The 18970-nt window shown below is 42.6% G+C and carries 18 protein-coding genes, 1 rRNA gene and 1 pseudogene; 15 read left to right on the top strand and 5 right to left on the bottom strand.

Annotated elements, in window-relative coordinates:
- The first annotated feature begins 92 nt into the window (after nt 1-92).
- A 5S ribosomal RNA gene (gene rrf / locus C505_RS0120400) occupies nt 93-208 on the top strand.
- Nucleotides 209-520: 312 nt separating this feature from the next.
- On the opposite strand, the gene C505_RS0120395 is transcribed toward rrf, so the two are convergent.
- Nucleotides 521-1207: a tetratricopeptide repeat protein gene (locus tag C505_RS0120395; protein WP_018694495.1), complete on the bottom strand. Its 687-nt coding sequence runs from the start codon at nt 1205-1207 to the stop codon at nt 521-523.
- Between the two features lie 70 nt (nt 1208-1277).
- Nucleotides 1278-2036, bottom strand: a complete 759-nt coding sequence (locus tag C505_RS23215; protein WP_169337079.1) for an alpha/beta fold hydrolase — start codon at nt 2034-2036, stop codon at nt 1278-1280.
- A gap of 184 nt (nt 2037-2220) precedes the next feature.
- Between C505_RS23215 and gyrA the strand changes: the two genes are divergently transcribed.
- The 13 genes and pseudogenes from gyrA (at nt 2221) to C505_RS23200 (ending at nt 16359) form a co-directional block, all read left to right on the top strand.
- Entirely contained in the window at nt 2221-4836 is a 2616-nt protein-coding gene (gene gyrA, locus C505_RS0120385; protein ID WP_018694493.1) for a DNA topoisomerase (ATP-hydrolyzing) subunit A, read from the top strand.
- Nucleotides 4837-4898: 62 nt separating this feature from the next.
- Nucleotides 4899-5990 (top strand): 3-phosphoserine/phosphohydroxythreonine transaminase, encoded by a 1092-nt coding sequence (gene serC, locus C505_RS0120380; RefSeq protein ID WP_040440430.1) that lies wholly within the window; start codon nt 4899-4901, stop codon nt 5988-5990.
- Nucleotide 5991: 1 nt separating this feature from the next.
- Nucleotides 5992-7278, top strand: a complete 1287-nt coding sequence (gene aroA, locus C505_RS0120375) for a 3-phosphoshikimate 1-carboxyvinyltransferase (RefSeq protein WP_018694491.1) — start codon at nt 5992-5994, stop codon at nt 7276-7278.
- Between the two features lie 98 nt (nt 7279-7376).
- The gene (gene cmk, locus C505_RS0120370; RefSeq protein ID WP_018694490.1) at nt 7377-8075 is read left to right on the top strand and encodes a (d)CMP kinase; all 699 of its coding nucleotides are present in this window, start codon (nt 7377-7379) and stop codon (nt 8073-8075) included.
- Nucleotides 8076-8169: 94 nt separating this feature from the next.
- Nucleotides 8170-9840, top strand: a complete 1671-nt coding sequence (gene rpsA / locus C505_RS0120365) for a 30S ribosomal protein S1 (RefSeq protein WP_018694489.1) — start codon at nt 8170-8172, stop codon at nt 9838-9840.
- Between the two features lie 51 nt (nt 9841-9891).
- Nucleotides 9892-10173 carry an integration host factor subunit beta gene (gene ihfB / locus C505_RS0120360; protein WP_018694488.1) on the top strand — a complete coding sequence of 94 codons (282 nt, stop codon included), beginning with the start codon at nt 9892-9894 and terminating at the stop codon, nt 10171-10173.
- Nucleotides 10174-10191: 18 nt separating this feature from the next.
- Nucleotides 10192-10425, top strand: a complete 234-nt coding sequence (locus tag C505_RS23210) for a LapA family protein (RefSeq protein WP_169337078.1) — start codon at nt 10192-10194, stop codon at nt 10423-10425.
- Nucleotides 10418-11527: a hypothetical protein gene (locus C505_RS0120350; RefSeq protein ID WP_018694486.1), complete on the top strand. Its 1110-nt coding sequence runs from the start codon at nt 10418-10420 to the stop codon at nt 11525-11527. The genes C505_RS23210 and C505_RS0120350 overlap by 8 nt, the downstream gene beginning before the upstream one ends.
- A gap of 28 nt (nt 11528-11555) precedes the next feature.
- Nucleotides 11556-12260 (top strand): orotidine-5'-phosphate decarboxylase, encoded by a 705-nt coding sequence (gene pyrF, locus C505_RS0120345; RefSeq protein WP_018694485.1) that lies wholly within the window; start codon nt 11556-11558, stop codon nt 12258-12260.
- Between the two features lie 17 nt (nt 12261-12277).
- Nucleotides 12278-12706, top strand: coding sequence for a hypothetical protein (locus C505_RS23965; RefSeq protein WP_018694484.1), 429 nt, complete (start codon nt 12278-12280; stop codon nt 12704-12706).
- Nucleotides 12707-12871: 165 nt separating this feature from the next.
- On the top strand, nt 12872-15121 hold the full coding sequence (locus C505_RS0120335; RefSeq protein WP_018694483.1) for a reprolysin-like metallopeptidase: 2250 nt from the start codon (nt 12872-12874) through the stop codon (nt 15119-15121).
- A gap of 143 nt (nt 15122-15264) precedes the next feature.
- Nucleotides 15265-15777 carry a GNAT family N-acetyltransferase gene (locus C505_RS0120330; protein WP_026318128.1) on the top strand — a complete coding sequence of 171 codons (513 nt, stop codon included), beginning with the start codon at nt 15265-15267 and terminating at the stop codon, nt 15775-15777.
- Nucleotides 15774-16359, top strand: a pseudogene (locus C505_RS23200) (endonuclease dU). Before C505_RS0120330 ends, C505_RS23200 begins: the two are co-directional and overlap by 4 nt.
- 77 nt (nt 16360-16436) lie before the next feature.
- Here C505_RS23200 and C505_RS23195 read toward each other — a convergent pair.
- The 3 genes from C505_RS23195 to C505_RS0120310 all read right to left on the bottom strand — a co-directional run bounded on the left by C505_RS23195 (nt 16437) and on the right by C505_RS0120310 (nt 18616).
- Nucleotides 16437-16832 carry a hypothetical protein gene (locus C505_RS23195; protein WP_018694481.1) on the bottom strand — a complete coding sequence of 132 codons (396 nt, stop codon included), beginning with the start codon at nt 16830-16832 and terminating at the stop codon, nt 16437-16439.
- A complete protein-coding gene (locus tag C505_RS0120315; protein ID WP_018694480.1) occupies nt 16833-17798 on the bottom strand; it encodes a hypothetical protein in 966 nt (321 codons plus the stop codon).
- An 83-nt stretch (nt 17799-17881) separates the two neighbouring features.
- Nucleotides 17882-18616: a substrate-binding periplasmic protein gene (locus C505_RS0120310; RefSeq protein WP_026318126.1), complete on the bottom strand. Its 735-nt coding sequence runs from the start codon at nt 18614-18616 to the stop codon at nt 17882-17884.
- Nucleotides 18617-18755: 139 nt separating this feature from the next.
- Between C505_RS0120310 and C505_RS0120305 the strand changes: the two genes are divergently transcribed.
- A partial coding sequence (locus C505_RS0120305) for a transposase (protein ID WP_018694478.1) occupies nt 18756-18970 on the top strand: 215 nt, incomplete at its 3' end.

Genomic DNA, 18970 nt, shown 5'->3' with positions numbered 1-18970 from the left:
AGACTAAGGTTACTAAAGAATTTGGATTTAGAAGAAATCAGCTTTCGAATTGTGAATAAAGACGAAGAACGAACGACAAAGCAACGAATTTGCCTGGTGGCAATAGCATTGTGGCACCACCTGAATCCATTCCGAACTCAGCAGTGAAACGCAATAGCGCCGATGGTAGTGTGGGGTTTCCCCATGTGAGAGTAGGACACCGCCAGGCTCCCAATTGAGAACCCAGCCCGAAAGGCTGGGTTTTTTTATTTGTGGTGTATGAATTTTACCAAGAGACTGCGTTGTCAGTTCCTCACATAGTCGTACTATGCTGCGTCATTTCCACCTTGTCTCTCGTAAAATCGCCGCCAAAAGGGTTGTATCGGTTTTAGCGTAATACTCGCAGCTTTGCTGCTTGTTTTTCCCTAAAAGTACTATGTTTCCCTCTCAGCAAAATCTCCGTTAAAACTGTCTGTATCAGCTTTATCAAGATGCTTGCAGCTTCGTTGCTTGCACTTGTTCTTTGTTATATCAATACTCTTTACGCAGCGGCGATTAAGTGGGAGAAGTCTTTCATCAGGATCGATTTCTTATCCTCTGCACGATCTCGTAGGTCTGGCCATTTCTCTGAGAGGGATTGAGATCTTTCTATTGCAGGAGAGAAACCTAACTCAGCAGAGCACAGTAACCACGCAAATCCGATCACGGGGCTTTTTTCGACGCCTTCCCCTTTAAAGTAAGCCCTTGCTAATGCTCCCATAGCTTTGGGGCAACCAAGTCTCGATGCTTTCTCAAATAAATGGAAAGCATATTCAAAATTGTTGCTAGCTCTTGCTTGTACAGCTTGATCGAAAAGTTCTGATTTGTCCGAATCGATCAAAAAACAATCTTCTTTTGCCTCATTCACATATTGTGGTTGAGCATCAAGCGTAATGTTTGGAGAGTTACTTGTAAAAAGGGTTTGGTTTTGTTCAATGAGTCTTTTATTTTCTGTATTGAGTTGCATAATGACGGATTCATAGCTTTCTTTTTGATGCTTGAGCTTGCGCTCGTAAAACTCTCGCATCTCTTCCAGTCGATCATCATAACAACGCGTCAGTTGTTCACGCTCTGACTTTAGAAACTCTAATGCTCGATTCATCAAGCCTTGAAAACTTTGCCATCCAAAATACTTAGAGAACTCAATCAGCTCAAACCACTCAGCCTTTGCTTTTATTTTTGTTTTCATCTTTTAATAGCCTATGCGCACTGTTTCCCAAACATTAATTCAAGTTCAAAACATGAGTTTGTCAAATAGGCTATTTCAAGTGTTCACCAATACGGACAAGTACTTCGGGAGAACAGACTAACCCACAATGTGAGATATTTCTCATTTCAACATGAAGGACTGAATGGCTCCACTCATCAATACATGCTTGCCAAGCGACGACACCATCCTTTTTACTATAAATAGCGATGATAGGGGACTTGATTTCGTTTTGAAAACGGTTGGAAATTTCATTTTCAATTTCCTGAACATGATAACCGAAGAATTCTTCGATATGACCGAGGATCGTATATTTTGGTCCCCCAATCACAGGACTGCCAAGGGTGATCACTTGTCGGATAATTTCTGGTTCATCACGCGCAATTTCTCTTGCTAAGAAGCCACCCCAGCTCCATCCTATCAGAGAGACGGGTTGTTGGTATTCCTCAGAGAGTAGTTTTACCTTATTGTCGATGAGTGGTAATAGTTTCCTCGCGTTTCCATGGTTTTTTCCAAGACCCCAATTATATGTATCATAGCCTAATGCGGTTAGATACTTTTTAATGAATCGCATCGAGGTCTCACCAGTACCATAACCAGGAATTAACATGACAGGCCGCCCATTTCCCTGTTGGGGTTTTGGCATAAATTTCCATCGTAATGCAAGAGAGCCTAAATGCATCGGCGTGAGAAGCTCATTGAGTGCTTGAGTTAGCTTTGGTGTGCCGATTTGTTCGCTCGGTTTTAGTAAAAGAACATCTTTATCCACGCATTCGACCTCTAGCATGTTAATTTTTGATACCTCTTTCATTTATATAGCCAATAAAACCAAATCAGTCATATTCGATGAATGACAATCTTTCTCGATTCAAGGTGACTTTTGCTGTGCGGTAAAAAAATAATTGTGGTAGTATGGTCGGTTAGAAATAATAACGAAATACCTCGCAGTGTCGTTCGCGTGCTGCTGAGACTTTTAATAAGGATCTAACTCCCGTATGACAGATCTGGCTAACGAAATCGTCCCGATTAATATTGAGGACGAGCTTAAAAACTCCTATCTAGATTACGCAATGAGCGTCATTGTCGGGCGTGCATTACCAGATGTAAGAGATGGCCTTAAGCCTGTTCATCGTCGTGTTCTCTTTGCGATGAACGAACTGAGTAATGACTGGAACAAGCCTTATAAGAAATCAGCCCGTGTTGTCGGTGATGTTATCGGTAAGTATCACCCACATGGCGACAGTGCTGTTTATGATACGATTGTTCGTATGGCGCAACCATTCTCATTGAGATACATGTTGGTTGATGGTCAAGGTAACTTCGGTTCCGTTGATGGTGATTCCGCTGCTGCAATGCGTTATACAGAAGTGCGTATGCAGAAAATTGCGCACAGATTGCTTGCTGATCTTGAGAAAGAAACTGTTGATCATGTTCCTAACTATGATGGTACGGAACAAATTCCTGAAGTCCTGCCGACTCGGATCCCAAATTTACTCGCAAACGGGTCATCTGGTATTGCGGTTGGTATGGCGACCAACATCCCACCACATAACTTAAATGAAGTAATTGAAGCTTGTCTTGCAGTGATTGATGATGCAAACGTCTCGATAGATGAGCTGATGACCCATTTGCCGGGACCTGACTTTCCAACGGCTGGTATTATCAATGGACGTAAAGGCATTGAAGAAGCTTATAGAACTGGCCGTGGTAAGATTTATATTCGGGCTCGTGCTGAAGTCGAAATCAATGAAAAGACAAATCGTGAGCGGATCATCGTTCATGAATTACCTTACCAAGTCAATAAAGCCCGTTTAATCGAAAAAATCGCTGAGTTAGTGAAAGATAAGCGAATTGAAGGTATTTCCGATCTTCGTGATGAGTCTGATAAAGATGGCATGCGTGTTGTGATCGAAATTAAGCGTGGCGAGGTTGGTGAAGTTGTCTTGAATAACTTGTATGCACAAACGCAAATGCAAGTTGTCTTCGGGATTAACATGGTTGCGTTAGACCACGGTCAACCAAAACTGATGAATCTCAAAGAAGTCTTGGATGCATTCATTCAGCACAGACGTGAAGTCGTGACACGTCGGACCGTTTATGACCTCCGCAAGGCCCGTGATCGTGCTCATATCTTGGAAGGGCTAGCTATCGCGCTTGCAAATATCGATCCGATTATTGAGTTGATTAAGGGTTCACAATCTCCAGCAATTGCAAAAGAGCAGCTGATTGCACGCGGTTGGGAGCTTGGCATGGTGAGTGGCATGTTAGAACGTGCTGGTGATGATGCAGCTCGTCCTGAATGGCTAGAACCAGAATATGGCATCCGTGATGGTTTTTATTACCTGACAGAGCAACAAGCACAAGCGATCCTTGATCTTCGCCTCCATAAACTTACAGGGTTGGAACACGAGAAAATCATCAGTGAGTATCAGGAAATTCTGGAACTGATCGCTGAGCTTCTCCACATCCTGGCAACACCAGCGCGTCTCATGGAAGTGATCCGAGAAGAGTTAGAAGCTGTAAAAGAAGAATTTGGCGATGAACGCCGTACTGAAATCACTTCGGCTTCACATGATATCAGCTTGGAAGATTTGATTTCTGAAGAAGATGTCGTGGTGACACTTTCCCATATGGGATATGTCAAATATCAGCCATTGTCTGACTATGAAGCGCAACGTCGTGGTGGTAAAGGGAAGTCCGCAACCCGTGTGAAAGACGAAGACTATATTGAGAAGCTTCTTGTTGCGAATACACACGATACTATCTTATGTTTCTCCGACTTTGGCAGAATGTATTGGTTAAAAGTGTATCAATTACCACTTGCGACAAGAGCAGCTAGAGGTCGTCCAATCATCAATTTATTGCCGCTAGAAGAAAATGAGCGGATCACTGCAATTCTTCCAGTTAAAGAGTTTTCTGAGGATAAATATGTCCTTATGGCAACAGCCAAAGGAACAGTGAAAAAGACGGCGTTAAAAGAATACTCCCGTCCACGTGCTTCTGGCATTATCGCGGTCAATCTTGTTGACGGAGATAAACTGATTGGAGTCGATATCACAACTGGTGATAACCAGGTCATGTTATTCTCATCGGAAGGAAAGGTTGTCCGATTTGAAGAAGGACAAGTTCGCGCGATGGGCCGAACAGCAACAGGTGTTCGTGGCATTAAGCTTGCGGAAGAAGATAAAGTTGTCTCGTTAATTGTACCGCACACTGAAGGTGAAATTCTCACAGTGACTGAGCAAGGTTATGGTAAGCGGACACATCTTGATGATTATCCAGCGAAGAATCGAGCGACTCAGGGTGTTGTTTCAATTAAAGTCAATGATCGAAATGGTCGAGTTGTTGGTGCAATTCAGGTTGAAGATGAACATGAAATGATGCTCATCAGTGATCAAGGAACACTCGTTCGGACAAGAGTCAGCGAAGTCTCGATTGTTGGACGAAATACCCAAGGAGTTATTTTGATCCGGACTGCTGAAGATGAACATGTTGTTGGTTTACAGCGGATAGAAGAAGTTTCTGAAACACCAATTGATGATGATGAGGAAGACGGGGCCGAACCAGCGGATACACCGCAAGATGAAAGCGGTGAGACCCCGACAGAGTAAGCAAATGTGCAATGAAAAAAACGAGCGGCCTTCCGCTCGTTTTTGTTTTGGAGTCAAGAAAAATGAAAGCACTTTCTTCGATATATAACTTTTGTGCAGGTCCAGCTATGCTGCCTAAAGCTGTTATGGAACAGGCACAATCTCAATTTTTGAATTGGCAAGGCTCGGGTTGCTCTTCCATGGAGTTAAGTCACCGTAGCACAGAGTTTATATCGATAGCTGAGCAAGCTGAGCAGGATTTAAGAGAGTTATTACATATACCACAGACTTACGCAGTTTTATTTATGCATGGTGGTGGTCGAGGACAGTTTTCTGCTGTTCCAATGAACTTACTGCAACCCGGGGAAACCGCGCAGTATGTTGTGTCTGGTATGTGGTCTAAAAATGCAATTGCAGAAGCAAAAAAATTTGGACACATCGAAGTCTTGGATATTCAAACTCAAAAAAATGAGTTGAGTGCGATTGATGCACCACAAACATGGAATATTCATTCAAATGCAACGTATCTTCATTATTGTCCAAATGAGACGATAGACGGGATAGAAATTTTCGAAGATCTTGATATTGATTGCCCAGTTGTGGCGGATATGTCGTCTACGATCTTGTCGCGAAAAATTGATGTTGAAAAATATGATTTAATCTATGCAGGTGCGCAAAAGAATATTGGTCCGGCAGGCTTGGCCATCGTCATCGTAAAAAAGTCATTATTGAATCGAGCGGTTGAGCAATGCCCCGATATTCTCAACTATACCTTACAGGCTGAATATGACTCGATGCTCAGTACACCGCCAACATATTCTTGGTATTTATCTGGATTGGTTTTTTCCTGGTTAAGACAGCTTGGTGGTCTTGATGAAGTTGAAAGATTAAATAAAGAAAAAGCAACCATGCTTTATAACTTTATCGATGAAAGCCGTTTTTATCACAATCGTGTCGATCCAGCTTATCGTTCACGCATGAATGTACCTTTTATCTTGCAGGACGAAAAACTGGATAAAGCTTTTTTGGTAGAAAGTGAAAAAGCAGGCTTGCTTGCACTGAAAGGTCATCGTATTGTGGGTGGTATGAGAGCAAGTATTTATAACGCGATGCCTATTGAAGGGGTCAAAGCGCTTATTGAGTTTATGTATCAGTTTGAGAAGGAGAACCGATAAAGTGGAATCACTCACCTTATCTCCGGTTAACGACGTTTCTGGAACGGTCAACCTACCTGGTTCGAAGAGTATTTCGAATCGTGCATTATTATTAGCTGCCCTGGCTAAAGGGGAAACAACACTCACCAATTTGCTGGATAGTGATGACATCCGTCATATGCTTGTGGCACTTGAGCAACTCGGTGTGCATTATTCATTATCCGAAGATAAAACAACTTGTGTTGTGCAAGGTCTCGGAGCCATCGGCTTCCAATCCCAAAGTGATAAACCATTAGAGTTATATTTGGGGAACGCTGGCACTGCAATGCGCCCATTATGTGCTGCACTCGCTGTTTCTCAAGGGAGCTTTATCCTCACAGGCGAGCCGAGAATGAAAGAGCGCCCAATTGGCCACCTTGTCGATGGTCTACGTCAACTCGGTGCAGAGATCACTTATTTAGAGAATGATGGCTTTCCACCTATCCTGATCCAAGGTAAACCACTAATGGGCGGAGAAGTCACTGTTGATGGAACAATCTCCAGTCAATTCTTAACTGCGTTATTGATGATTGCACCATTGTTGCAATCTGACTCAACACTCCGGGTTGAGGGGGAGCTCGTTTCTAAGCCTTATATCGATATTACGCTTCGATTAATGAAACGATTTGGGATTGATATCACGAACAACAATTATGTGTCTTTCAACGTGTCTCCAAAATTACTAGTGACACCTGGGAAGTTATTGGTGGAAGGGGATGCGTCATCTGCCAGTTATTTCCTTGCTGCTGGCGCAATCAAGGGCGGTCCTGTCACTGTCACTGGTGTTGGCGAGCGAAGTATTCAAGGTGATGCAAAATTTGCCGAAGTTCTTGAAAAAATGGGAGCAAATATAGAATATGGTGAGGACTATATTCGTGCGACATCTGCGCCATTAAAAGGTGTTGATTTGGACTTGAACCATATTCCTGATGCAGCGATGACCATTGCCGTTGCAGCTTTGTTTGCACAAGGAACAACGACGATCCGTAATATTTACAATTGGCGTGTCAAAGAGACTGATCGACTCAATGCAATGGCGACGGAATTAAGAAAAGTCGGTGCTGAGGTCGTTGAAGGTGAAGATTTTATTAGGGTGACGCCGCCTGACAATTTAACCCATGCTGAAATTGAAACATATAATGATCACCGGATTGCCATGTGTTTCTCACTCATTTCACTCAGTGATACACCTGTGACGATCTTGGATCCGAAATGTACAGCGAAGACCTATCCTGCATATTTTGATGATTTTGCGACAGTTTGTCGCTAACTTCGGTGATTTTCCTATGAAATGACGGGCAATTATTTCATTTTTGCGTATAATTGCCTCCCGAATATGGTTTTAGTGAAGAAGAGGGTAGTGACTGCATGACATACAGTGCTCCTGTGATCACGATTGATGGACCAAGCGGTTCAGGAAAAGGGACGGTCTCCAGAAAGTTAGCAGAAAAGCTGGGATGGAATATGCTTGATAGTGGCGCAATTTATCGTGTTCTCGCGCTTGCTTCCATCCATCATAATATCGCAGCTAACGATGAAGAAGCGTTAGTGCCACTTGCTGCGCACCTCGATGTACAGTTTTTGCTTGATCCAGAAAATGGTGCCCAGAAAATTATTCTAGAGGGTGAAGAAGTCACACACACGATCAGGACTGAAGAAGTTGGGGCAACGGCATCAAAAGTTGCATCAATTCCCAGAGTTCGAGAGGCTTTGTTGAGACGCCAGCGTGCTTTTCGTGAAAGCCCAGGCCTTGTTGCCGATGGGCGTGATATGGGTACGGTTGTTTTTCCTGACGCGGAGGTAAAGATTTTTTTAACCGCAAGTGCTGAAGAAAGGGCAAGAAGGCGCTACCAAGAGTTGAAAGATAACGGGCATGATGTTACCCTTGATCGCCTTTTGGGTGACATAAAAGCGCGTGATGAACGTGATATGAATCGTAGTGTTGCGCCGCTTGCGCCAGCTGAGGATGCGGAGGTTTTGGATTCGACCAGCCTCAATATTGAGCAGGTGCTTGAGTATGTGCTCGATTTCACGCATGCGCAGCTGCAACGCCAGCAGCCCGAATAGGTATTGAAGAACTTTTTTCATGGATGAGAAAAGTATTAAACCATAACCCCACAATGCCGGAATGCAGCGTGGAGAATTTATAGATTGAAATATCATGACAGAAAATTTTGCAGAACTGTTTGAAGAAAGCTTAAAAACGATCGAAACGCGCCCTGGTGCAATCGTTAAAGGTACTATCGTTGCAATCGAGAAAGACATTGTTCTTGTCGATGCAGGCCTTAAGTCTGAAAGTGCGATCCCAGTTGAGCAGTTCAAAAACATGAATGGCGAACTAGACATCAATGTTGGTGATCTAATCGACGTTGCACTTGACGCGATCGAAGATGGCTTTGGTGAAACAGTTCTTTCTCGCGAAAAAGCGAAACGTCATGAAGCATGGCTACGTCTTGAGAAAGCATGTGAAGAGCAAGAAACTGTAACAGGTATCATCAACGGTAAAGTGAAAGGTGGTTTCACTGTTGAAGTTGAAGGTATCCGTGCGTTCCTACCTGGTTCTTTGGTTGATGTTCGTCCTATCCGTGACACGTCTCACCTTGAAGGCAAAGAGCTTGAGTTCAAAGTAATTAAGCTTGACCAAAAGCGTAACAACGTTGTTGTTTCTCGTCGTGCAGTGATCGAATCTGAAAACAGCGTTGAGCGTGAGCAGCTTCTTGAGAACCTACAAGAAGGTCAAGAAGTGAAAGGTATCGTGAAGAACCTAACTGACTACGGTGCATTCGTAGACTTAGGTGGTATCGATGGTCTTCTACACATCACTGATATGGCTTGGAAGCGCGTGAAGCACCCAAGCGAAATCGTGAATGTTGGTGACGAAATCGCAGTTAAAGTTCTTAAGTTCGACCGTGAGAAGACACGTGTTTCTCTTGGCCTTAAGCAGCTTGGCGAAGATCCATGGTCAGCAATCGCTTCTCGTTACCCAGAAGGCGCTAGACTTTCTGGCCGCGTAACAAACCTAACTGATTACGGCTGCTTCGTAGAAATCGAAGAAGGCGTTGAAGGTCTTGTTCACGTATCTGAGATGGACTGGACGAACAAGAATATTCACCCGTCTAAAGTGGTAAATCTTGGCGATACAGTTGACGTCATGGTTCTTGAGATTGACGAAGAGCGTCGTCGTATTTCTCTTGGCCTTAAGCAGTGCAAAGCGAATCCTTGGGAAGAGTTTGCGAAGAACAAAGCGAAAGGCGACAAAGTTGCTGGTAAGATCAAGTCAATCACTGACTTCGGTATCTTCATCGGCCTTGAAGGTGGAATCGACGGACTTGTTCATCTTTCTGACATTTCTTGGAATGTTGCAGGTGAAGAAGCAGTACGTGAGTACAAGAAAGGCGATGAAATCGAAGCTGTTGTTCTTCAAGTCGACCCAGAGCGCGAGCGTATCTCTCTAGGCGTTAAGCAAATCGAAGAAGACCCGTTTAACAAGTATCTAGCTGAAAACAAAAAAGGTGCTATTGTTAAAGGTAAAGTAATCGAAGCTGACGCGAAAGGTGCGACAGTTGAGTTAGAAGAAGGTGTTGAAGGGTACATCCGCGTTGCAGATATTGCACGTGAGCGTACTGATGATGCATCTGCAGTTCTAGCAGTTGATAGTGAAGTTGAAGCGAAGTTTGTTGGTGTTGACCGCAAAAATCGCGTAATCAGCCTATCTATCAAAGCGCTTCACGAAGCAGAAGAGAAAGAAGCAATGGAAAGTCTGAAGAAAGACGAACCATCTTTCACGAATGCAATGGCAGAAGCGTTCAAGAACGCGCAAAAAGACGACTAATCACTAGTCTGTATGGGCCGGAGAGCCGGCCCATATTAACTGGGAGGCGGAATGACAAAGTCAGAGCTAATTGAAAGACTGGCCAGTATCCATACAAACATCCCCGCAAAGGATGTAGAGTCTGCTGTAAAAGAAGTCATCGAGCGTATGGCGCAGACGCTTTCTTCAGGTGAGCGTATCGAGATCCGTGGATTTGGTAGCTTCTCTTTACATTACAGAGCACCTCGTGTTGGTAGAAACCCCAAAACGGGGGACACAGTCGATTTGTCCGGTAAATATGTCCCGCATTTTAAACCTGGAAAAGAATTAAGAGACAGAGTGAATAGTCTTTAGCAATAGATGGAGTGCGTTGTGCGGAAAATTCTTGGACTGATATTTTTTGTCAGTTTGTGTTTACTGCTATTTGTGTTTGGTTCCCAAAATCAACATACGGTCGAAGTGAATTACGTCATCGCAAAATCATCTATTATGGTCTCTGAACTCATGGTGATATCATTGGCCATCGGCCTATGTATTGGTATCGCCATACAAGCATTTAAGAAAAACACTAAAACGACGACGAAGCGTTCACTACAAAATGATTGAGCTGTTGTTTTTACTTCTTCCTGTTGCTGCTGGTTACGGCTGGATCATGGGGCGAAATAGCGAGCGCAGTAGACATCGTCATTCTCATAACCCATCGTCCCGATCATCCTCGTATCTTGTCTCTGATGAATATATCCATGAATACTTAAAGTCTCTCAAAGGGAAAGCGACAGACTTGGACTTTTTTTGTCGCCAGTTGGTCGATACAGCAACAAGCCTAGTTCGGCAAGGTAAGGTCGATACCGCGGTTGCGTTGGTTGAGCAGGCGATTAAAGATGAGAAAATTAGTTCGCCAGATGTTCTTTGTTTTCTAGCCAAACAGTATACAGCGATGGGGTTGTTGGCCAGAGCAGAGAATACATTACTTCCACTACTCAAGCGGAGCAAAAGCAGAGCCCATGCAATTGGGCCGTTACTCCGAGTTTATCAATCCTTAAAAACATGGACCAATTCGCTATCGCTTTTTCAAGAACATTCAGATGACTTTCGGTCAGATGACTTGCATATTGTGTCTCACCATATCTGTGAATATGCCAATCATGAAGAAACGTCAGCCCAAAAATCGTCTCTACTGGACATTGCTCTGGGTGCTGCACCCAATAATGTCAGAGCGATGCTTGAAAAAGCGCAGTGTGAAATCGAGTTAGGGCACTTAAATATTGCTCAGGAGTTGTTAAGTGCTGCGAGGAGAACATCTGGCTTATATCGTATTTTAGAATTAGAAAAAGCTTTATATCATCAGCTAAATGAGCCAGATGACTACCTATCGATTTTGATCCAGTTTACCTTAGATAAACCAAACCTGTCTGCGATTTTATTCATGCTTGATAATTACCATGAGCAGCTGAACATTGAACATATTGAAGATATTTTGCAAAGTTGCCAGCAAGCATCGATTGAAAAGGAAGCGCGTCAGTTGATTTTGCGTTGGTACATCATCACGCATTTTGAGGAATCCCATTTCCTTCGACAGATGGTTCAGCATGACTTAGAAAAGCATAGCGCTTATCGTTGCCAAAATTGCGGTTTTTCAACACCGAGCTTTTCTTGGAACTGCCCGTCTTGTAATCAGTGGGATACACTCCACTTGAAATTAATATAAGTCAATCAATGAAGATATAGGTGAGTGAATGCTTGTAAGTGATCCAAAAGTAATCGTTGCATTGGATTTTGATTGCCCGGAAAAAGTGCGCCAATTTGTCAGTCGAATTGAGCCGGGTTCTGTACGGTTGAAAGTGGGTAAAGAACTGTTCACTCGCGTAGGCCCTGAGATTGTTCAGGAATTAATTGAGAAAGGTTTTGATATTTTTCTTGATTTGAAGTTTCATGATATTCCAAATACGGTTGCAAAAGCTGTTCAATCAGCAGCGGAGTTAGGGGTATGGATGGTGAATGTCCATGCGTCTGGTGGTGCACGGATGATGAGTGCAGCGAGAGAAATCTTGGAACCTTATGAAAAGCGGCCGAAGCTCATTGCGGTTACAGTCCTCACCAGCATGGAAGAAACTGAACTACCCGAGTTAGGTATTCAGCGTGATTTGGACTCACATGTGCTATCTTTAGCAACGCTTACTAAAAATTCAGGGCTGGATGGGGTTGTCTGCTCAGCAAGAGAATCTATTGCACTAAAGCGTGCCTTGGGCGATGACTTTCAACTTGTGACGCCAGGTATTCGCCCAGCTGGTGCTAGCTTGGATGATCAAAAACGTATAGTCACACCTGTTCAAGCGATTCGGGACGGTGTTGACTATTTAGTGATTGGCCGTCCAATTACTAAAGCCGAAGATCCAGCATCAGTCATCACAAGTATTAATCAAGAGATCATGTCAATATAGAAATAAGGAGGAGCCAAATGGCGCGAGAAAAGTTTGCAATCACTGATGATATTGCTGTGGGATGTTTTCAGTATCTTTCAAAAAAAGTAAAGACAGACCCTTCTTTTCTTAGTCATTTGTCTCACGAAGAAACAGAACAAGCACATCATGCCTTTGATGCAGCTCGTGATGTGCTTCTTTATCATGATCAACTTGCTGAGCTTCTCCATGCCTGGTTTTATACTTTCCTCACCGCAAAACAACAAACAGCAATGAAGGCATCCCTTCGAAAGAAACGTCAACGCAGTAGAAACGATTATGTTTCAATGGAAATTGATAAGGATATTTACTGGAAACTTTCTCATTTGGCTGAGCAGGAAGGGATCACAATCAAAGATTACCTAGAACAGATCATTTCTGATACATATGCGCAACAACGTCCTTCTGTTAATTTTTCTTTTGGTTAGATAGCTAACTCTATCTTTAATCTAAGAAAAAGAAAGGTATATGTCGATTTGTTCAACTGGTTAATAAAAAAATATTATATTTATATATTGTAAAATTATGTAAATGTTTTATTATGATGCCTGGTTAATAAACTGATGCGAATTTATTAAATAGCTGGATGTCATATGAAACCGAATTTAATTTGTCTTTTTCTTTTTTCATCATTTTATACAATTGCAGGCGATTTGTGGACTCCCAACACACAAGATAGTCAAAACCGTGCTCATCGTGAAGCGGTCTCCCAAGAAAACGAAGTCACTTTTCAATTATCAAGTTTTCAAGATCTTCGCTCACAGGCGGAATCAAAGCAAATAGTGATCCCTCTACCTGATGGTGGAACGATGCAAGTGAATTTAGAAGAAGATTCACTATTGCCTCCTTCAATGGCAAAGCTATATCCACAGATCAAAAACTATGTTGCCTATGATAAGAATGGAGAGCGTGTCGGACGTTTTAACTTCTTATCTACTGATATTCACGGAACTTTTAAATACAAAGGTGAGCGTTATAGCTTAAAGAGTATTCCTGAGTCGCCATTGCGCTATCGTATCACGAAGGATAAAGCAAATAAGATGCAATATCATGACGAGCATCGGACAGTGGAGCCTAGTGAAAACCGTTTACCAACATCTGATGCTGAGTCATTGATGTTGATGCGTACCTCAGCACTATCAAGGAATCATTCAGCTCAGCGAACCTTAAGAGTTGCTTTTTCTTTGACTTCGGAGTTTACAAAAGACTTTTCTTCGCATCTTGAGACAATCGAAGCGGTTACAAATATCCTTTCTGGTGTTAATGCGGTGTACAACACTGATTTAAATATCAAATTGACGATGTCACCTGCTCAGAATAATTTCATCTACACCGATGCGATTACGGATCCGTTTCGTCGTTTGTCTGATAACGAGTCCAAGGCTATTAAGAATACAGAAGTCCAGAAAAGCTTCCATGATAAGATAGATATGGGGATGGTATTGGATGTACATCCTGATCATGGTGCGCTGGATGGAATTGCTATAGTAGGCCTTGTATGTGGTGATACAAGAATATCAATAATTAACGGTGTCAGACGTGAGACGAGTAAATCTGAAGCTATTGCTCGAGCATCACGGGGAGACAGAGATGGATTATATATAGCGGTTGCCCATGAATTTGGTCATATGCTTGGTGCAGGGCACACCTTTAATAGCTGTATTAATAATGGTAGACTATTGAATGTTGGATCAAACTCTCCCTCCTTTGTGGAACCAGGTAGTGGTTCTACAATTATGGCCTACCCAACAGCCTGTGGCGTCCATAACCTGCTTGATCAAGAAACAAATATGCGTAAAGAGGGCCACGATAGCTACTTCCACGCGGTTTCGATTGACCAAATCAATTCAAAGTTGGCATCTAAATCAAGTTGTGGCAGCACGGGATCAGTGACAAACACCCAGCCGAGGATTACAAAAGTTCCTGCATTAGTAGGGAAAAAAATTCCAGTAAATACGCCATTTGAATTGCATGGAGAAGCATCTGATACAGATGTGATCAAATATAATTGGGAGCAGATGGATCATTCAGTACCAAGAAGTATTAACACAGCGAAAGAAGATACTGGTGCGGGGCCGTTGTATCGTTCTCATCGTCCAGAAGTGAATGCAAATACACGTATTTTCCCACAAATGAAGTATATTCTCAGTGGTGAGACAACTATTGGTGAAGTATACCCAACGACGACTCGGGACTTGAACTTCCGGTTCTCAGCTCGTGATTCACGCGGTGGGTTAACCTCGGAAAATGTCAAAGTTCAAACGACAAGTGCTGCGGGTCCGTTTACAATAAGAACAAATATTGTAAGAACACCGGATACAGGAAGGCAACTTGTACAATGGAATGTTAATGGTACGGATCGTCCACCCGTCAACTGTTCACGTGTTAATATTGATCTACTAACAGTCTCTGGGTTTAATGAGAATACTTACCGGGTATTGAACAGCGAACGTTTATCATCTTCGATTCCGAATGATGGTGCTCAGACGGTAAAACTACCGAATCGTCAAATCGACCAAGCTCGCTTTAAGGTAAGCTGTGCAGATAATATTTTCTTTGCAGTATCAAGAAATGACTTTGAAGTAGTAACGTATACAGAATCGCCAGAACCAGTTGACCCAACACCAGTAACACCACCGGCTGTGAATCCAAACCCAGTAGATCCAAATACTGGAACTCCTCCAGTGGATAATTCAACACCGAATATAGGAACGCTACCTACGGATACATCTAATGGAAACAATGAATCTGCGAAGCTTCAAGCTAAAGATGAGGGTGGTTCGTTGTTTGGTCTACTCCTTGCGAGTGGTTTATTCATGCGTCGGTATGCTGGTAAGAAGTAAGTTGTTGGATACATCGTTGAAAGCCACAATGCGTATATGCTATTTATGGAGCCTGATATTATCAGGCTCTTTTTTATGAGAAACACTGTACAAGTTGGAGAATATCCAGAATCATAGATGGATTGAATCAAAAGGATTGACCAATGAGTATTTTAATTGAAACACCAAGACTGCAGATGAGGCAGTTTACTATGGATGACGTTGAGGCTGTTTACGAGTTTTCTACAAATGAGTCTGTGACACGTTTTACAGGGGATGTCGGATTTATTCAGACCCGTCAGGATGCTGAGCATGTCATTCGAGATATATGGATAGCTGAATATGAAAAGTATGGATATGCTCGTTATGCATTGATCCATAAAGAAGAGAACCGAGTAATCGGGTTTTGTGGCTTAAAGTATGAGCCTGAACTTGGAAGTCCTGATATTGGTTACAGAATGTTGCCAGATTACTGGGGGAAAGGGCTTGGAACAGAAGCATGTCAGGCAATCCTCAATTATGCAAAAGAGGAGCTTGGCCTGGGCAAAATAGTCGCTGAAGTGGTGATAGAAAATATTGCCTCGAATCAAATCCTGCAAAAGCTGGGATTTATCCATAAGAACACATACCTCAAGAAAGGCTTCTCAATTCATTATTATGAGCTGGTGCACTCATGAAGTCACTTGCAGAGCTTATCCGCCTCAAGAAACAGATTCGTGCGATCGGTATTGATGATGCACCATTTCAAAAAGAAACAGGCTCACCTGTCAATCTCTCGGGAATTATATGCTCTGATACTCGGTTTGAAGGGATGTTATGGGGAGAGGTCCAAAAAGATGGGGATGATGCTACAGATAAGATTATTCAACTAATTCAAGAGAGCAAGTTTTACAGTCAAATTAATGCTGTGCTTCTTGATGGAATTGCTGTTGGTGGCTTCAATATCATTGACCTTGCTCTATTGTCAGAAAGCCTTCAACGCCCTTGTATTGCTGTTATGCGAAAACAACTAAATATACTTAAAATCCATCAGGCTTTAGACAATTTTGCGGATGCTGAAAGACGAAAGCAACTTATCGCAAAGGCTGGGGAAATATATCCGTCAGCAATTTTGTTTTCAGGTCAAAGGATGTACAGCAGATGAGGCAGGACAAGCACTGATACAAATTACTGATCAAGGGAATGTTCCAGAATCACTTCGCTTAGCACATTTAATTGGTGCAGCAATCAAGACAGGCCAAAGTACTGGTCGAGCTTAGGGGGCTATTCGTTAAGGAAATAGGGCCATTATTCCATCATGCACATGAAAACTAGGTGGTCATTCTTCATCTATAACTCAGCATTTATGCCAATCTTGAGAAGTAGCACTTGAGGTTGAAGCCTCACTACTAGGTTTATTCAATGACCCTAAGATATATATCGCTTCTTTAAGCAATCTTTCTACCATTGTGTTGATGCTATCACTATCTAACTTATCGAGCCATTCTCTAGACCAAAGAATATATTCATTTCCTTCAACTTTCGAGAGTTGAATTGAGGGCCAATCTAACATAGTTTGTTCGATATAAACGATATCATCTAAGCTAATCGGGATAAATGCACTCAATAGCCCATCAAGCTCACGAATATGGAGTGTCATGGAATCAATTTGAAGATCAAGCCCCCCCGGGTGGCACGCATCGGTTGGCCAATTTTGTTTTTCGCATAGATCTTTTATCAACGCATCAAGCATCTAATCTACCTTTGTGTTGTCGAAAACACTATTCGTTGGAGGAAACATATCTGTGATTGGTGGTTGCTTTGGAGTGCCTTGAAGTCGTCCACCAATCGAGGCTGCCCATGGATCGATCACAACAGTTTGTGATCCCCATGTTGATGGGTCTGTTAAATCCGAGCCTTCTTTTCTGCCTAATAGGACAAAGCAATGTGTTCCCACATGGCGATTTGCGCCGACATGTGAAACGACTTCAATACGTACTTGCGGATCTGATTTCATGAGTTCAAATGCCGCAGCATAAGCCATTGTACTACAACAACCTGCTTTTGCAGAGTGGACGGCTTGTGCAATCGTATTGAGCTGGTTTTTAGAAACGCCTTGGCCTGTTTTCACGGCTCTTTCTGCAAACCCCGAAGTCATGTTTGCTTTTTGGTTGGCTTGAAGCCGTGTTGGGTCTTTGTGAAAGGCCTCTAAACGGCTCATGATCGTATTGTATTGTCGATTGTCTTTTTTGACGAATGTACCTGCATCTGTACAAGCATATTGCCCGATTTTATTGATATTTGGGATTGATTGCTTGAGTAATGATTCGATTGACTTTGAACTTGTTTTCGCAGTCGCAGGGTTTGAAGCTTGCTGATGAGTTCGATCAAGTGTTGGATGCTTACTTGATAGCTCAGTTTGTAAGCTTTTTAGCTGCGCACCTCGTTTATTTACTTCTTTAGGGTGATTATTTTGCCAATGATCAATCGCATTTTGGACTTTTTGTGCATTTGCCTTTGAGGGATCCGCTTGATAGGCCTTGACCGATCGAACGAGTTGTTTCAGATCAGAACTTTGATGATGTGGCCAACTACGAACAACCGATTTCTCGAAGGTTTTATTCCCACGAGATAAAAGCTCTTGACCAGATTGTTCCGGTGACTGAGGTCGCGGTATATTCAGATCTGGTCGAATGTTAGTGTTATGGATTGTGCTCATACTTACCTCTACATATTTATTGTAGCTAGATTTTAATAAAGAGACGGAAAGAGGAGCGTTTTTTCTTCAATATAGGGCCAATCCTACTGGTAGCGAAGAAGAATCTTATCAAATTCTCCAGATTCCTGTACTGCCTGAATTCCATTTTGAAGCGTGTCGAGGTATTGTTTGGGGACATCCTTGCTCAATCCAAAATAAAGCTCACTTTCCTTTAGTGTATGAACGACTTCAAAATCGTGGGTATTTTGCCCCGTGCGCTTCAGTATCCACAATGCGACCCGATGCTCATAGGCCCACATATTGATACGTTGTGCACTTAATTTTTTCGCGGCATTCTCAGAGAAAGCTGAAAGTTGAATATTTGCATCAGGTATTCCAATGCGTTTCAGTTCCTGAGCACCAACATCATCTCGTACAGCACCAATGATGTAACTTTTGAGATCTTGATGAGATGAAATTTGAAAATGCCGGGCTTTTTTTGCAAGGATAACAATGGATGTTTTAGTAATTGGGCCTACCCATTGAAAAAGGGCTTCTCTCTCCGGTGTTCTTGCCATGACAAACAATGCTGTCATTGGGCCATTTAAGGCTTCTTTATAAGCCCTTGCCCAAGGTTGCAAATGAATCATTTGGTTTTGAATCGTATAACCTTGTTGTTTGGCAGCTGCTTTTAACAAATCAACGGCAATGCCTTGGGGTTGTTGATTTTCTTGAAAATTATACGGTGGTGAGTCTTCGGTCATAAACCGAATATGAGTTAAATTCGCGCTATAAGCGTTAATCGTGAATACCAGCAGAATAAAAGTAAGTAATTTCACGAAAACGAGGCCGCCTCGTCATGAAAGGGTCTACATAAACACTAGTTTTAGAAAGGTTTCAGGTCAATTGTAATCCCCCCGAAAAATCGTAGCGGTTTTAAGTAGAGAATTCCGGTACTCTATAACAAAGGAGTTTTCTATGCGTAAATCTAAATTCAGCGATGCTCAGATCATCGCGATCCTCAAACAAAACGAAAATGGTGTTTCTGTTCCTGAGCTTTGTCGGGAGCATGGTATGAGTTCAGCTCTTTTTTATAAATGGCGAGCCAAATACGGCGGGATGGATGCGTCGCTCATGAAGCGGTTAAAAGAATTGGAAGAAGAAAATAAACGGCTCAAGAAAATGTACGCGGA

It is taken from the genome of Algicola sagamiensis DSM 14643, assembly GCF_000374485.1.
In the GTDB taxonomy this organism is placed as follows: domain Bacteria; phylum Pseudomonadota; class Gammaproteobacteria; order Enterobacterales; family Alteromonadaceae; genus Algicola; species Algicola sagamiensis.
The sequence above is the reverse complement of the archived record's forward strand: the minus strand, read 5'-3'. Positions and strand labels throughout refer to the sequence as shown.

Coding starts and splice junctions, on each gene's coding strand:
- C505_RS0120350 (WP_018694486.1), top strand. CDS start 10,418: ATGATTGAGCTGTTGTTTTTACTTCTTCCTGTTGCTGCTGGTTACGGC.
- gyrA (WP_018694493.1), top strand. CDS start 2,221: ATGACAGATCTGGCTAACGAAATCGTCCCGATTAATATTGAGGACGAG.
- C505_RS23215 (WP_169337079.1), bottom strand. CDS start 2,036: ATGAAAGAGGTATCAAAAATTAACATGCTAGAGGTCGAATGCGTGGAT.
- C505_RS0120335 (WP_018694483.1), top strand. CDS start 12,872: ATGAAACCGAATTTAATTTGTCTTTTTCTTTTTTCATCATTTTATACA.
- rpsA (WP_018694489.1), top strand. CDS start 8,170: ATGACAGAAAATTTTGCAGAACTGTTTGAAGAAAGCTTAAAAACGATC.
- pyrF (WP_018694485.1), top strand. CDS start 11,556: ATGCTTGTAAGTGATCCAAAAGTAATCGTTGCATTGGATTTTGATTGC.
- C505_RS0120330 (WP_026318128.1), top strand. CDS start 15,265: ATGAGTATTTTAATTGAAACACCAAGACTGCAGATGAGGCAGTTTACT.
- serC (WP_040440430.1), top strand. CDS start 4,899: ATGAAAGCACTTTCTTCGATATATAACTTTTGTGCAGGTCCAGCTATG.
- C505_RS23965 (WP_018694484.1), top strand. CDS start 12,278: ATGGCGCGAGAAAAGTTTGCAATCACTGATGATATTGCTGTGGGATGT.
- C505_RS23195 (WP_018694481.1), bottom strand. CDS start 16,832: ATGCTTGATGCGTTGATAAAAGATCTATGCGAAAAACAAAATTGGCCA.
- cmk (WP_018694490.1), top strand. CDS start 7,377: ATGACATACAGTGCTCCTGTGATCACGATTGATGGACCAAGCGGTTCA.
- C505_RS0120315 (WP_018694480.1), bottom strand. CDS start 17,798: ATGAGCACAATCCATAACACTAACATTCGACCAGATCTGAATATACCG.
- ihfB (WP_018694488.1), top strand. CDS start 9,892: ATGACAAAGTCAGAGCTAATTGAAAGACTGGCCAGTATCCATACAAAC.
- C505_RS0120395 (WP_018694495.1), bottom strand. CDS start 1,207: ATGAAAACAAAAATAAAAGCAAAGGCTGAGTGGTTTGAGCTGATTGAG.